Annotated in this window: 13 protein-coding genes; 4 read left to right on the forward strand and 9 right to left on the reverse strand. The window is 76.2% G+C overall.

Going from position 1 to position 14,311, the window contains the following annotated elements; translation table 11 throughout:
- Window positions 1-289 precede the first annotated feature (289 nt).
- The 5 genes from ABD284_RS24740 to ABD284_RS24760 all read right to left on the reverse strand — a co-directional run bounded on the left by ABD284_RS24740 (window position 290) and on the right by ABD284_RS24760 (window position 6,103).
- Window positions 290-1,324, reverse strand: a complete 1,035-nt coding sequence (locus ABD284_RS24740; protein WP_344148521.1) for a LacI family DNA-binding transcriptional regulator — start codon at window positions 1,322-1,324, stop codon at window positions 290-292.
- Window positions 1,325-1,519: 195 nt separating this feature from the next.
- The gene (locus ABD284_RS24745) at window positions 1,520-2,422 is read right to left on the reverse strand and encodes an NAD-dependent epimerase/dehydratase family protein (protein ID WP_344148599.1); all 903 of its coding nucleotides are present in this window, start codon (window positions 2,420-2,422) and stop codon (window positions 1,520-1,522) included.
- 263 nt (window positions 2,423-2,685) lie between these two features.
- Window positions 2,686-3,615, reverse strand: coding sequence for a DUF6807 domain-containing protein (locus ABD284_RS24750; protein ID WP_344148524.1), 930 nt, complete (start codon window positions 3,613-3,615; stop codon window positions 2,686-2,688).
- 73 nt (window positions 3,616-3,688) lie between these two features.
- Entirely contained in the window at window positions 3,689-4,885 is a 1,197-nt protein-coding gene (locus ABD284_RS24755) for a Gfo/Idh/MocA family protein (RefSeq protein WP_344148527.1), read from the reverse strand.
- Between the two features lie 261 nt (window positions 4,886-5,146).
- Window positions 5,147-6,103 carry a sigma-70 family RNA polymerase sigma factor gene (locus ABD284_RS24760; protein WP_344148530.1) on the reverse strand — a complete coding sequence of 319 codons (957 nt, stop codon included), beginning with the start codon at window positions 6,101-6,103 and terminating at the stop codon, window positions 5,147-5,149.
- A gap of 121 nt (window positions 6,104-6,224) precedes the next feature.
- Here ABD284_RS24760 and ABD284_RS24765 point away from each other — a divergent pair, with 121 nt between their 5' ends.
- Together ABD284_RS24765 and ABD284_RS24770 are read left to right on the forward strand one after the other, a co-directional pair.
- Window positions 6,225-7,001: an SDR family oxidoreductase gene (locus tag ABD284_RS24765; protein WP_344148533.1), complete on the forward strand. Its 777-nt coding sequence runs from the start codon at window positions 6,225-6,227 to the stop codon at window positions 6,999-7,001.
- A 190-nt stretch (window positions 7,002-7,191) separates the two neighbouring features.
- Window positions 7,192-7,560 (forward strand): STAS domain-containing protein, encoded by a 369-nt coding sequence (locus ABD284_RS24770; protein WP_344148536.1) that lies wholly within the window; start codon window positions 7,192-7,194, stop codon window positions 7,558-7,560.
- Here ABD284_RS24770 and ABD284_RS24775 read toward each other — a convergent pair.
- Complete coding sequence (locus ABD284_RS24775; RefSeq protein WP_344148539.1) at window positions 7,532-9,274, reverse strand: PH domain-containing protein; 1,743 nt, start codon at window positions 9,272-9,274, stop codon at window positions 7,532-7,534. The two genes, ABD284_RS24770 and ABD284_RS24775, sit on opposite strands and share 29 nt — an antisense overlap.
- Window positions 9,271-9,804, reverse strand: a complete 534-nt coding sequence (locus ABD284_RS24780; RefSeq protein ID WP_344148542.1) for a PH domain-containing protein — start codon at window positions 9,802-9,804, stop codon at window positions 9,271-9,273. Before ABD284_RS24780 ends, ABD284_RS24775 begins: the two co-directional genes overlap by 4 nt.
- 107 nt (window positions 9,805-9,911) lie before the next feature.
- Between ABD284_RS24780 and ABD284_RS24785 the strand changes: the two genes are divergently transcribed.
- Both ABD284_RS24785 and ABD284_RS24790 read left to right on the forward strand, forming a co-directional pair.
- Window positions 9,912-10,844, forward strand: coding sequence for an SPFH domain-containing protein (locus ABD284_RS24785; RefSeq protein ID WP_344148602.1), 933 nt, complete (start codon window positions 9,912-9,914; stop codon window positions 10,842-10,844).
- 17 nt (window positions 10,845-10,861) lie between these two features.
- Entirely contained in the window at window positions 10,862-11,146 is a 285-nt protein-coding gene (locus ABD284_RS24790) for a type II toxin-antitoxin system antitoxin (protein WP_344148545.1), read from the forward strand.
- A 37-nt stretch (window positions 11,147-11,183) separates the two neighbouring features.
- Here the strand turns inward: ABD284_RS24790 and ABD284_RS24795 are convergent, their stop codons facing one another.
- Together ABD284_RS24795 and ABD284_RS24800 are read right to left on the reverse strand one after the other, a co-directional pair.
- Window positions 11,184-12,920, reverse strand: coding sequence for a class I adenylate-forming enzyme family protein (locus ABD284_RS24795; protein ID WP_386699704.1), 1,737 nt, complete (start codon window positions 12,918-12,920; stop codon window positions 11,184-11,186).
- A gap of 104 nt (window positions 12,921-13,024) precedes the next feature.
- Window positions 13,025-14,116, reverse strand: a complete 1,092-nt coding sequence (locus tag ABD284_RS24800; protein WP_344148550.1) for a zinc-binding dehydrogenase — start codon at window positions 14,114-14,116, stop codon at window positions 13,025-13,027.
- Between the last annotated feature and the right edge of the window lie 195 nt (window positions 14,117-14,311).

Raw genomic sequence — 14,311 nt, forward strand, 5'->3', positions numbered from 1 at the left:
CCCTTCCTCCGCGACGGGGCGGCCGCACCGCCGCCGGATCGCGGCCGCGGCGGGCGGCGTGTTGCACGTGGCGGCCGTGTGGGCGGCGATGAGGGCCGGGGAACCGGCGTACCGGAACGGCGTCGCGCGCCCCGGCAGGCGCGCACCGCGGCACCGCCGCCTCTCGGCGCGAACGGACACGGCAACGGCAGGGCCGGGCCGCGCGCGACGTCCGGTGCGCGGTCGTCCACCGCTGCACGGTCGTCCTCGACGCCGCCGGCGCATGGGCGCCGGACCCGCCGGAGGCGCGCTAGGTGCGGGTCGGGGGCGCCGTGCTCGCGCGGACCACGACCTCGCCCGAGACCGGCACCGTGCGGGGCTCGATGTCCCCGTCGTCGACCAGCGCCAGGCGCGCGGCCTCCTCGCCCATCCACTCCAGGGGCAGGCGCACCGTCGTCAGCCCCGGGGTGAGGTCGCGCAGCGTGGGGATGTCGTCGAAACCGGCCACCGACAGGTCGCGCGGCACCTGCAGCCCGGCGTCGCGCAGCGCCGCGACGGCGCCGGTGGCCATGACGTCGTTGACGGCGAACAGGCACGTCGCGTCGGTCTCGGCGGCGAGCAGGCGCCGCGTGGACTCGTAGCCGCCGTCGCGGGTGAAGGCGCCGTGCACCACGTTGCGCGGGTCCAGCTCGATACCCGCGCCCGACAGCGCCGCGTGGAACCCGTCCAGGCGGTCGCGGGCGGTGCGCAGATCGGTCGGCCCCGCCAGCAGCGCGAAGCGGCGGTGGCCCAGCCCGATCAGGTGCCGGGCGAGCTCGGCGGCGCCGTCGCGGTTGCTGGGCACCACCGTGTCGGCGGGCAGGCCTTCCTGCGAGACGCACGCGACGCGGCCGCCGCGGGCGTTGAAGGCGGCGATCTCGTCGGCCAGCCGCCGGGTGGTCTCCTCCTCGATGGTGCGGCTGCCCGCGAGGACCACCGCGCGGGCGCGGTGCGAGCGCAGCATGGCCAGCAGCGCCAACTCGCGCTGCGGTGTGCGGCCGGTGGTGCCCAGTACCACGACCAGCCCCTCGTCCTCGGCGGTGCGGGTGACGCCGGAGGCGATACTGGAGAAGTAGGGGTCGGCGATGTCGTGCACGATCAGCCCGACCAGGGAGCTGGTGTTGCGGGCGAGCGTCTGCGCCGAGGCGTTGGCGAGGTAGCCCAGCTCGTGGGCGCTGGCGGTGACCCGCTCGTGCAGCGCACGCCCCACCTGGCGCGTGCTGCCGTTGAGGACGCGCGAGGCGGTGGCCAGGGAGACGCCGGCGTGCCGGGCGACCTGTTCCAATGTCACGTATCCGTTGCCCACGGCCTCACCTTTCACGCCTTCCTTGGAAAACTCTTTCCGCAGTTCGATCATAGGCGGCGGCGAACACCGTCAACAGCCCATCACCGTGGTATAGACCGGTGGCGCCCGACACGCCGGTCCCGCGGCGGCGGCCGCGCCGGCGCCGTCCGGCACGCCTGCGACGCGGCCGCCGCGCACGCGTGTGCGAGGCCGCGTTCAGCCGCCCTCGGAAACCGTTTCCACCAGCTCGGTGCGCCAGGTCCGCTGCGCGCGCCAGCCTAGCCGCTCGGCCGCCAGGGCGGAGCTGAACGCTGAGCGCCGGCCGGTGAGGGCGGACGCCGGTCCGGCGGCGCCCGGGTGGTAGCGGGGAAGCAGCTCGGCCAGCGGCGCCAGGGCGAGGGCGTCTTCGGCCACGGCGTGGTAGGCGCCGCCGGTGGCGGCGAGGTCGGGGCGCTCGGCCAGCAGGGCGAACAGTTCGGCGGCGTCGCGGGCGTCGACGTAGTTGAACAGGGCGGCCGCCGACAGCTCCGGATCACGCAGCCGCTCGGCCACGGTGTGGCCCTGCTGGGTGGGCGCGCCCGCCCACTCCTCGGGTGCGATGACGTAGCCGGGCCGAACGCAGGTGAGGGTGCATCCGGCGTCCTCGGCGCGGGCGAGCGTGCGCGCCGTCTCCTCGATGATCACCTTGCTCAGGCCGTAGGAGTGGCGGGGCGCGGTGGGGTGCTTCTCGTCCAGCGGCAGGTAGCGGGGACGCCAGGCGGCGGTGCCGTAGCCGAAGACGGTGGGGCTGGAGGCGGCGACGGCGGAACGGGCGCCGTGGCGGACGGCCGCAGCGAGCACGCCCCAGGCCAGGCGGGTGTTGATGTCCAGGATCTCGGTGTCGGGGCGCGCGAAGGGGACGGCGATGCCCGCGAGGTGGACGACCGCTTCCGGGCGCACCTGGGCGAACAGGTCCTCGCGCGCGCTCTCGTCGAGCAGGTCGAGGGTGTGGGAGCGGACACCGGGCCCGGTGTCCGCGGGGGCGAGGTCGGCGGAGGTGACGTCGTGGCCGCGGGCCGCCAGCGTCGCAGCCACGCTGCGGCCGAGCCGTCCCGAGCCGCCGGTGAGGAGGATGCGCATGGCCGTCCTGTTCTGGTGGGCGGGGTCGTGGATGTCGCCGTGGGCGAAGGGCGCGGTCCGCACGGTGACGGAAAGCGCTTACCGATCAGCTAAGCACGCCGTGCCGGACCAGTCAACGCCGAAGGACGGGGAAGCGGTCCTTCCACCGGGGCAGCGGGTCGGCCCCGGCGGTCCGGCGACGCGGCGCGCTCGCAGGCCGGGGATCGGCTTTCCGGGGCTTCCGGCAGGTGGGCGTTGTTCGGAGCCGGGGACGTCGCCCGGGGTCATCCCCCGGAGGTGAACCGCTCCGGCTCGGGCGCTCCCAGCCGGGCGCGGGCGGACGACACCAGGCCGGGCAGCTCGCCGGGGTCGGGGTGGCCGTCGGCGACGAGGGTGACCACGCGGCGCTCGACGGCCGATCGCGCGGCCATGCGCAACGGGTGCCGCCAGGCCAGCGACCCGCCCACGCCGGGGTACTCGGCGGCGCGCACGAACCACGGGTCGGCGAGCCCGCCGGCGGCGGCGAACACCAGGGTCCAGCGCGCGCCGGTGCCGGCGGTGCCCAGCAGCGCCAGCCACGGTGCGCGCGAGCCGTGCAGCGCCTCCTCGCCCTCGGCGCCGGGCCCCAGCACCCGCGGCGGCTCGGCGTGCTTGGGCGCGCGCCAGAAGTAGCCGCCGTAGCCCGCGCCCGGACGCCCCTTGGTGGCCGGGCTGTTGATCTCCAGGTCGCGCTCGCCCGCGTGCAGCCGCGTGCGCAGGTCCAGCGCCCAGGTGTGCGCGTCCACCTCCCAGGCGGCGGTCTCGCGCACCTCGGTGAGAAGCTCGGCGCCGTCGCGCCCGGTCCACGACAGGTGCTCCACCAGGCCGGAGCCCTCGGCCGGGCCCCAGCCGAGGTGCTCCTGGCGGCCGTGGTCGTCCAGCAGGACCGGCCCGCGGTCGCGGACGAAGGTCGTGCCGCCCCAGAAGCTGCTGCCGTCGACGTCGGGGATCGCCACGCCGACGCCCAGGTGGTGCCGGTGGTCCTCGGGGTGGATCTCGGTGACGACGGTGCCGTCGAGCGTGCGCACCGGGTGCAGGTAGGGCCGGGGGGACAGGTGCGGCTCGACCCCGGCGCCGCTGTTCCACTCGGCCACGACGGCCCCGCGGCACCGCAGTACCGCCCCGTCGCCGCCGCCCGCGCCGTCCTCCTGCGCGGCGCCGCCCGTCTCGCCCATGACTGCCCCTCCTCGGTCCTCGGTTCCGTGTTGTGGCACGGCTTCGCCCGCCCGCCGGCCGCGTCCGGCCGGGTCATCCGCCTCCGGCGTCGGATGCCGCGCCGGCACGGCCCGCGGCGCCCGCACCGGCGGCGCCGGGGACCGCCCAAGGCGCCGCCAGCTCCGAGAACAGCGCGACCCGCTCGGCGCTCAGCGCGACCAGGTCGTCGACACCCTCCACCACGCGCTGGACGCCGCCGTCCGCGCCGGTCACCCGCTGCATCCCGGGCGGGATCGGCAGCGGGGCGGGCGCCCGGCGCACCGCGTCCAGCACGGCGGTGAACCCGGCGGTCTCCTCGGGCGGCACCAGCAGCGGCGCCTCGCCGCGCAGGTGGGCGACGAGGTTGCGCAGCAGGTCGGTGCGGGGGTGGACGCCGGTCTCCGGCTCGCGCCCGGGGCGCTCCAGCCGGACCTCGTCGAGCGTGTAGAACAGCGTGATGCGGCCCGCGTCGCCGTGTACGACCAGCCGCGGTGGGCGGTGGGTGGCCGCGCACAGGGTGACCGCGATGCTCACCGGTACGCCCTCGCGGGTGCGCAGCCGCATGCAGGAGGTGTCGTCGCTCTCGATCTCGTGGGCGTGGAACAGTTCGAGCTCGACGTCCTCGGCGGTCTCGCGCTGGGCGCCGGCGACGGCGAGCGCGGTCGCCACCGCGTGGGCGAACGGGTTGGTCAGCGCGCCGTCCACGACGTCGACGCCGCCGAGCCTGCGGCGGCCCGCCCATTCGGCCCGCGCGTAGTACTCCGACGTGCGCACCCAGGTGCCCGCGCCCCCGATGCCGCGTACCTCGCCGACGGCTCCGTCGGCGATCAGCGAGCGCACCGCGCCGATCGCCGCTGAGCCCAGGCTCTGGAACCCGACCTGGCAGGCGAGCCCGGAGGCGTCCACCGCCTCGCGCAGCGCGCGGAACTCGGCGGCCGTCGCGGCGGGCGGTTTCTCCAGCAGCAGGTGGGAGCCGGCGTCCAGGGCGGTGCGGGCGAGGGGGAGGTGGGTGTGGATCGGCGTGCACAGGATCGTCGCGGCAGCGCCGGTGCGCCGCAGGAGGTCGCCGAGGTCGGGGCCCTGCTCGGCGCCGGGGTGGTCGGCGAGCTCGGACGCGGGCAGGGGGACCCGGTCGCACACGCCGACCAGCCTCACCAGCCCTTCCTCCGCGAGCGCCCGGACGTTGCGCAGGTGTGAGCGGCCGTGTCCGTGGGCGCCGGCGAGGACGACCGGGACGGGGGGTTCACTCATCGGGCCTGCCTTAGCGCGTTCGTCGTCCCGGTCCTGGCCGGGTGTGGGAGGGGCGGAGTCAAAGGGAGGATCGGGGCGCTGCGTGCTCGTGGTGCGGCCTCCTCGGTCCGCCGGCGTGCGATCGGGCGTGGAAAGCGCTTGCCAGATTAATCTAGGCAGCCCACTCACGCTATGTCAACGCCGTCGCCGAACCCCGGCCTCGCCCGGCGCCCGCGCACGCGCGCCGGGCGGCGACCCCCGGCAGCCTCTTGCCCGTGCGCCTCAGCCGTCGAGGACGGCGACGTCCAGGGTGTGCAGGCGCTCCGGCTCCGCGATGGCCTCGATCCCGGTGATCAGGTCGTCGGCCACGGTGAACGTGAGGACCAGGGACACGCGGCCCTCCTGGACCCGCACCAGGGCGGGCGAGCCGTCGACCAGGCCCGGCACGGATTCGCGCGCCCGCTGCGCCGCCGCGGAGGCGCCCTTGGCGACGTTGCGCGCGCCGCGGAGCATGACGGGTGTGCCGCCGGGGACCGTGGCGGCGTCGGCGCGGAACACCACCTCGGGGTCGAGGACCGCCAGCAGGGCGTCGAAGTCGCCCTCGCGCGAGGCGGCCAGGAACGCCTCCACCACCCGGCGCCGGCGGGCCCGGTCGGTCTCGGGCGGCCGGGCGCCCTCCTTGACCCGGCGGCGGGCGCGGCTGGCGAGCTGCCGGGCGGCGACGGGGGAGCGGTCGATCATCGGCCCGATCTCGTCGAAGGGCACGGCGAACATGTCGTGCAGGACGAACGCGATCCGCTCGGCGGGGGTGAGGGTGTCCAGCACCACCAGCAGCGCCAGGCCGACCGAGTCGGAGAGCACCGCCTCCTGCTCGGGATCGGCCGCCTCGCCGGGGGCGTCCGCGGCGCCGGGCGCCCGGCCCCCGCGTCGCGCGTGCTCCGCGTGCGCCGCCTGCTCGGCGTGCGCTACGTGTGCTGCGTGCTCTACGTGTCCTTCGAAGGATTCCTCCCTCCGCGCCTTGCGCGAGCGCAGCATGTTCAGGCACACCCGGGCCACCACGGTCGTCAGCCATGCCGCCGGGTTCTCCACGCCGTCGGTACCGGAGCGGTCGATGCGCAGCCACGCCTCCTGCACCGCGTCGTCGGCCTCGCCGTGCGAGCCGAGCATGCGGTAGGCGACCGCGCGCAGCCGGGCGCGGTCCTGCTCGAAGTGCTGCATCAGCCATGTGCGCTCATCCATGCCGTCACGTTCCTTCCCAGCGGTGTGTCGTTCAAGTAGACCCCCGGAATCCGGCCGGTGTGACGGTGAGGAGCCCTCTGGCTCCTCCCGGCGCGGCGGCCCGGCGCGAAAGGAACGGATCATGACAGCACCCATCCTGGTCACCGGAGGAACCGGCACCCTCGGCAGCATCGCCGTCCCGCTGCTGGAGGGCTCGGGCGCCCCCGTCCGGGTGCTCACCCGCAGGCCCCGCGCGTCCGCGGGCGGTGCCGACTACGTCGTCGGCGACCTGGCCACGGGCGAAGGCGTCGACGAGGCGGTGCGCGGCGCGCGCACCGTCCTTCACCTGGCGGGCGGGCCCAAAGGCGACGCGGAGGCGACGCGCACCCTGGTGCGCGCCGCAGCGCGCGCCGGAGTGCAGCACCTGGTGCACATCTCGGTGATCGGTGCCGACCGGGTGCCGCTGGCCTGGTTCCGGTCCCAGGCCGGGGCCGAGCAGGCGGTGACCGAGTCCGGGATCCCCTGGACGATCCTGCGCGCCGCCCAGTTCCACGACCTGACCCTCTCCGCCGTACGGGCGATGGCGAAGCTGCCGGTGGTTCCGTCCCCGGGCGGGCTGCGGTTCCAGCCGGTCGACCCGCGGGAGGTGGCCGAGCGGCTCGTTGAGCTGGCCGGGGGCGAGCCCGCCGGGCGGGTGCCCGACCTGGCCGGCCCCCGGGTCTACGCGATGGACGAGCTGATCCGCGGGTACCTGAGCGCCCGCGGCGGCCGCCGGCCGCTCGTCCGGATCCGCATCCCGGGCAAGGCCGGCCGCGCCTACCGCGCCGGCGAGAATCTGTCGGTTGCGGGTGTCCGAAACGCCGCGGTGACCACGGGCGGGCGGAGCTGGGAGGAGTTCCTGGCCGAAGCCGTGGGCTGAATGCCGGCCGCGGACCGCGGCCGGGCGCGCCGACCTCGGAGGACGACCGCCTCCCCCGCGGGCTCCTGCTCGCAACCCCCGCGAATCGGTGGATCCCGGGACTCGCGGGTGCGCCCGCAAACCCTCTGTACCCGATACGATCATGCGCCGGGGGGAGGGATCCGGATAGGCGAGTGAGAGGCGGCACGGCGTGCCCGGACAGACCGGAGCGAACGGCCCGCGAAGCGACTGCGGGGATACGGTGGTCGTCGCGGTGCAGGGCGAGATCGACATCGCGACGGCCGACGACATGCGCGACCGACTGCTCGCCGCGGCGAGCGAGCCCGGTTGCGCCACGGTGGTGGCCGACCTCTCCGAGGTCGAGTTCTTCGACGCCAGCGGTGTGCGCGCGCTGATGGCGGCGCGCCGCCGCCTCGACGCCGACGGCGTGCGGACGGTGCTGGGAGGGCCATCCGCCGCCGTCGTGCGCACGCTGGAGGTGCTGGGCCTGGCCGGCCTCTTCCCGGTGGTTCCGCCGACCGAGGCCGCGTTCAGCGTCGGTTCGGCGAGTCGGCGCTGAGGCCGGGCCCGCCGGCGCCCGGGGAGGCGCCGCGCGCCGGGTGCGGCTGCGGACCGCCGCGCTCGGCCCCACCGGTGCCCTCCTGCTCCAGGAACTGGGCCAGCAGCCCGGGGACCGCCTCGTCCGCGAGCCGCAGTCCCGCGCCCAGCTCGACGTCGGCCGCGGCATAGCGTCCGCGCCCCGCTGCGGTGGTGGCGAAGACCGTCGCCAGCCCGGCCCGGCGCTGGAACGGCGTGCGCGCGATGCGCCAGCCGATGATCCCGTCGCGACGCAGCGCCACCGTGGTCCGCAGCAGCGCCCCCTTGCGGACGACGAGGAAGCCGGGCGCCAGCGCGTGCCCCAGGCCCCGGTAAGCCGAGACCGCCCACGGCACCAGAAGCAGGACGCCGGTCAGCGCTCCCGCCAGCGCGCCCGCCGTCGCCGCCGTCGCCGGGTCCGGCACGCCGCCGGCGGGCGGGAGCAGGCCCGGCGCCGCCGGTGCAAGAGCCGCGGTCGGCACCGCCGCGGCCGCGGCGAGGACCGCCGCGCCCGCAAGGGCACGGGTGAGCCGCCGGCGCAGGGCCGCGCGCGGGTGCGCCCGCAGCGGCACCGCGATCGGCGGCTCGGCCGTGCGCACCACCTCGGCGCTGAGGCGCAGTGCGCGCCGGCGCGGCAGGTCCGGCGAGAGCGCGCTGCGCGGAACGGCGCCTCCCTTGCCCTCGGCCGAGCCCAGACCGGTCGCCACCGCCCGGACGCGCGCGGCGCCGAACCAGCGCTGCGGCAGCGCCTCGCGCAGCTCCACCCCGCGCAGCCGCCGCTCCTCCAGCGACAGCGACGTGCTGGTGACCAGGCCGCGGCGCAGCCGCAGCGTGCCGTCGGGCTCGCGGTCCAGGCGGTAGCCCCACCACGCGTCCACCTGCAGGGCGGTCGCCGCGAGCGCGCCGGTGAGCAGCACCGCCGCCACCGCTGGCAGGACCAGCAGGGGGCTGGCCGCGAGCAGGTCGTAGACGCCGACCGCGATACCGTTCGCCCGCTGCTGGCCGAACCAGCTCAGCACGTTGAAGGCGCCCCCGAGAGCGGTGGCGCCCAGCGCCGGGGTCGCGGCCGACAGCGGAGCGAAGCCGAACCACACCGGTCGCAGGCGCTCCAGCTCGCGGACGGAGTGCTCGGCGCCGCCGAGGCCGCCGTCCGCCCGGGGCCGCCCGGGGGCGTCCTCCGGCGCGCGCCGCAGCAGCCCGGCGCGCAGCCGGTCGCCCTCGGCGCGCAGGACGTACTCCAGCCGGATCTCGTCGCCCTCGGCGCCCGCGCTCTGGCCGGTGCCGACGGTGACCTTGCACAGCCCCAGCGGCCGCAGCCAGATCGGCACGGCCACGTCGACGCTGCGGATGCGGTCGCGCGGCACGGAGCGGTGCGCGGTCACCAGGACCCCGCTGCGGATCTCCAGGCGCTCCCCGGTCACCCGGTAGCGCGCCCGGTGCCAGCGCAGCCACTCGCCGGCGGTGACCGCCGCCGCGAACGCGGCGCAGCCGGCGGCGATCAGCGCTCCCCACGGCCACAGCGCTCCGGCCAGGCCGGTGGCGACCGCCCCGGCGGCCGCGCCGGGGACGCAGATCGCACCGAGCACGAGAACGCCGGCCCAGACGGTGAGCGGATGCAGCCGCCGCCACCCCTCGGCGGCGTCGGCGGCGTCGGGTGCGGGGGGAGCGGCCGCGGCGGCGGGGCCGGTGGTGCTCATGTCGCGTCTCCCTCCGTGCTGTGGGCGGCCTCGGTCAGCTCGGCGGCCACGCGTTCGGCGCGGTCGCCGTCCAGGCCCGCGATGGCGATGGGGCCGGCGGCCGAGGCGGTGGTGACGGTGACGTCGGCCAGCCGGAACAGCCGCTGGAGGGGGCCGCGGCTGGTGTCGACGGTCTGGACGCGCGACATCGGCGCCACCCGCCACTCCTGCCAGAACCAGCCCGAGGCGGTGTAGACGGCGGTCTCGGTGACCTCCCAGCGGTGGACGCGGTAGCGCCACTGCGGCACGACGGCGATGGCGGCCAGGCCCACCGCGCCCAGCGCCGCCGCCGCAGCCCACAGCGCCGAGACCAGCGCCGCGGGCGCGGGCGCCACGGCCGGCAGGACCAGGGCGGCGAGCGCCGGCGCGCCGGCCAGGGGAGCGGCGAGCAGCAGGATGCGGGTGCTCCACCAGGCGACGGCGCGGCGTTCCACGCGGTGGCGCGGGGGCCGAAGCCGGGTCGCCGGCGGCGCGGATCGGGTGACGGTCATGACCCGGATCCCTCCTTCAGTGAGTGCGGTGAAGCGATGTACTGAAAAAGTGATATCACAATGCTACTATGAAGCAATCATTGAGCGAAGGAAAGGGGACGCCGCCCATGACGCCGTCCGAATCCCCCGCCGCGGGCGTCCGGATGCCCGCACCCACGTACCGGGAGCGCACCGCGGCGCAGCTGCCCGGCCTCCCCGCGGCGGGAGTGTGCCTGCTCGCGCTGCTGGCGGGAGTGGCCGCGGTCGCGGCCGGAACCGGCCTGCTCGGGGCCGGCGGAGCCTCCCTCCCGCTGGTCCTGGCGGGGGCGGTGCTCGCCGCGGCGGCGCTGGTGGGGGCCGCCGGCCTGACGGTCGTCGCGCCCAACCGGGCCCGCGTGCTGCAGTTCTTGGGCCGCTACGCCGGCACGGTGCGCTCCGACGGCCTGCGCTGGGTCAACCCGCTGACCACGCGCCGGACGGTCTCCACGCGGATCCGCAACCACGAGACCTCGGTGCTCAAGGTCAACGACTCCGGGGGCAGCCCGATCGAGATCGCCGCCGTGGTGGTCTGGCAGGTCCAGGACACCGCCCGCGCGGTCTTCGAGGTGGACGACTTCGTCGAGTTCGTCTCCATCCAGACCGAGGCCGCCGTGCGCCACACCGCCAACAACTACCGCTACGACGCGCCGGTCGAGGGCGCCATGTCGCTGCGCGACAACGCCGACGAGGTCACCGAGCGGATGTCGGCCGAGATCGCCGAGCGCGTGCAGTCGGCGGGCGTGCGCATCGTCGAGTCGCGCATCACCCACCTCGCCTACGCCCAGGAGATCGCCCAAGCCATGCTGCAGCGCCAGCAGGCGGGCGCCGTCGTCGCCGCGCGCCGCGAGATCGTCGAAGGCGCGGTCGGTATGGTCGACGCGGCCCTGACCCGGCTGGCCGACCGCGACGTGGTCGAGCTCGACGAGGAGCGCAAGGCGGCGATGGTGAGCAACCTGCTCGTCGTGCTGTGCTCGGACCGTCCCGCGAGCCCGGTGGTCAACACCGGAACGCTCTACCAGTAGGGAACCCCTGTAAGACCGTGGCTGAGCGGAAGAGAATCCTGCTCCGGCTGGACCCGGCCGTGCACGACGCGCTGGCGCGCTGGGCCGGCGACGAGCTGCGCAGTACCAACGCCCAGATCGAGTTCCTGCTGCGCCGCGCCCTCTCCGCCGAGGGCCGGCTGCCCGGCGGCGCCGGGGCCATCCCCCGCCGCGGCCGCCCGCGCGCGTCTCCCGCCCCCCAGGAGCAGGAGGAGGACGCGGGCGGCGACGGCGACGGGGAGGGCCGCGAGGGCGGCGGCGCGGACGGCGGACCGCCCGGCTGAGGCGCCGCACCCGCACCGCCGGCCCCGGCCCCGGCGGTCAGCCCTGCTCGGCGCCGGCCCAGCCGTACTCCTGCTTCAGCCGCCTCTTCAGCAGCTTGCCCGACGCGTTGCGCGGCAGGTCGCCGGCGGCGATCCGGATGTGGGAGGGGATCTTGAAGGCCGCCACGTGCGGCTTGAGGAACTCCGCCAGCTCCGCCCCGGTGAGCTCGGTACCCGGCAGCAGGCGCACCACCGCGCCCACCTCCTCGCCGTAGACCTCGTCGGGCACGCCGACCACCGCCACCTCGCCCACGGCCGGATGCTCGTGGACGGCGGCCTCGACCTCGGCGCAGTAGACGTTCTCGCCGCCGCGGATGATCATGTCGGTGGCCCGGTCGACGATGTAGAGGAAGCCTTCCCCGTCCAGCCGCCCCAGGTCTCCGGTGCGCAGCCAGCCGCCGGTGAACGCGGCCGCGGTCGCCTCGGGGCGCCGCCAGTAGCCGTGCACCACGCCGGGACCGCGGATCCACACCTCGCCGACCTCTCCCGGCGGCAGCTCCCGATCGGCGGCGTCGACCACCTTGACGTCGACGGTGGCCACCGGCACCCCGGCGCTGTCGGGCCTGAGCAGGTAGTCGCTGCCGCCGTTGGCGGTCGCCGTCGCCGAGGACTCGGTGAGCCCGTAACCCTGGCCCAGCAGCATCTCGTGCATGCTGCTGCGGGTGCGCGAGACCAGCGCGGGCGCGGCGGGCGCGCCGCCGGAGGCCAGGAGCAGCAGGCTGCTGAGGTCGTAGTCGCCCAGCCGTGGCGAGGCCGTCATCTGCGAGATCATCGCCGGTACCGCGGTGATGGCGCTGACCCGCTCGCGCTCGACCAGCCGCAGCGCCTCCTCGGGGTCCCACTTGTACATCAGCACCAGCGTGCCGCCGTTGGCGAGGGTCGGCAGCATGACCGTCTGGGCGCCGGTGGCGTGGAACAGCGGCAGCACGCACAGCACCACCGAGGGCCCCAGCGCGTCCACGTAGGCCTGGACCTCCTCCATCTCCAGGCCGAGCCGCATCAGCGAGCGGAACCGCGAGTAGGACGCCGAGACGATGTTGGTCGCCAGGTTGCGGTGCGAGGCGACGGCGGCCTTGGGCCGCCCCGTGGTCCCGGAGGTGTAGAAGAGCGTGCACGGGTCGTCCGCGGCCACGTCGGCCTCGGGCAGGCGCGCGTCGGCGCCGGGCTCGCCCAGCACCTCCTCCCAGGCGCGGCCGCCCTCGGGCAGCGCGCGGGTGCGCACCCCGATCACCGGCAGCTCCAGGCGCCCCAGGCCCTCGCCCAGCCGCTCGATGCGCTCGCGGTCGGCGATCAGCACCTTCGCCCCGCTGTCGGCGAGCCCGAACTCCAGCTCCGGGCCGCTCCACCAGGAGTTCAGCGGTACGGCGATCGCGCCGGCGCCGGTGGCGGCGAAGAAGGCGACGACCCATTCGGGGTAGTTGCGCATCGCGATCGCCACCCGGTCGCCCTTGGCGACCCCGTAGTCGGCGACCAGCCGGCGGGCCAGGGCGGCGGTGCGCCGATGGAATTCGGCGTGGGTCATCCGCTCGTCGCCGTAGACCAGCGCCGCCCGGTCGCCGTACTGGGCGCACGACTCCACGACGGCGCGCAGGTGCGCGGGCGCGTGCTTCCACACCCGCGTGGCCACGCCGCCGATCTCGGCCGTCTCCATCTCGAAGGGGCCTCCGCTCACCAGCAGCCGAGCGGTGACCGCCGCCAGCGAGCGGATCGGAGGGGTGATCTCTTGGCCGGTCACCTGCTGCTGAGCACTCACATGCACTCCCCACGGTCGGTCGGGGCCAATGGCGGGCCCGGAGGCGGTGCGGCCCGTGCGGCCGGGCGGACGCCGCGCCGCCGCCGTCAGTCGAAGCGGATCAGCGTGCGCCCTCCCTTGCCCGCGCGCATCCGCTGGAACGCGTCGGGCAGCCCGTCGAGGCCGACCTCGTCGGTGATCATGGTCGCCAGGTCCAGGCCGCCCCGGCGGACGTGCTCGGCCACGCGGGGCACGTCGCGGTCGGGGTCGCAGGAGCCGTAGAAGCAGCCGCGCAGCGTGCGGGCCTGGTGGAAGATCTCCAGCGCGCTGAATCCCACGGTGTCCTGCAGCGCGCCGGCGCCCACCACGGTGACCGATCCGCCGCGCCGGCTGATGTCCCAGGCGGCGCGGATGGTGGCGCTGGAGCCCACGACCTCGAAGGCGTGGTCGGCTCCGCGCCCGCCGGTCAGCGCGCGCACCTCGCCGGCCAGGCCCTCGCCCGCCTCCAGGAAGTGGGTGGCGCCCAGGGCGGTCGCCAGGTCGCGCTTGGCGGGCGAGGCGTCCACGGCGATGACGGGGTCGGCTCCCGCCAGCGCCGCCGCCTGCAGCGCCGCCAGCCCGACGCCGCCCAGGCCGATGACGGCCGCCGACTGGCCGGGGGCCAGGCCCGCGGTGTTGGTGACGGCGCCCCAGCCGGTGAGGACGGCGCAGCCCAGCAGGGCGGCGGTCGCGGCGTCGACCCCCTCCGGCATGGGCACCACGCCGTTGGCCGGGACCACCGTCGCCTCGGCGAAGGCCGCGGTGCCCAAACCCGGGTAGACCGCTCCGCCATCGGAGAGGACGCCGTAGCGCCGCTGCGCGGCGTCGAGGCCGTGCTCGCACAGATAGGGCTCGCCGTTCTCGCAGAACCAGCACGCGCGGCACGGCGGGGTCCAGTTCAGCACCACCGGTGTTCCGACCCGCACGCCCCGCACCCCGGGCCCGACCGCCTCGACGGTGCCGGCGCCCTCGTGGCCCAGCACGGCCGGCAGCGTCTGCGGCAGCACGCCGTCGGCGAGTGAGAGGTCGGAGTGGCACACCCCCGCCGCCGCCAGCCGCACCCGCACCTGCCCCGGCCCGGGCTCGTCGAGGGTGACGCGCTCGATCCGCGGCGGAGCCCCGGTCCCGGAGACGACGGCGGCGTTGACGGTGGTGCTCATGAACGGCCCCTCGTGTGATCCCGGTTACTCGGAAGTACGGCGACTGTACAAGACCGACTGGTCGGTTTTCCAGGGGGCGAGCCGCTCCGCCGGTCAGCGCCGCGTGCAGAAAACGGGCCCGGGACCGCCCGCGATCACGACCCTGCGCATTCGCCGGAGCCGCCGCGCCGGCCGCCGCGGCGGCGATAGAGTCGG

This window comes from Streptomonospora arabica (assembly GCF_039531585.1).
GTDB lineage: Bacteria > Actinomycetota > Actinomycetes > Streptosporangiales > Streptosporangiaceae > Streptomonospora > Streptomonospora halophila.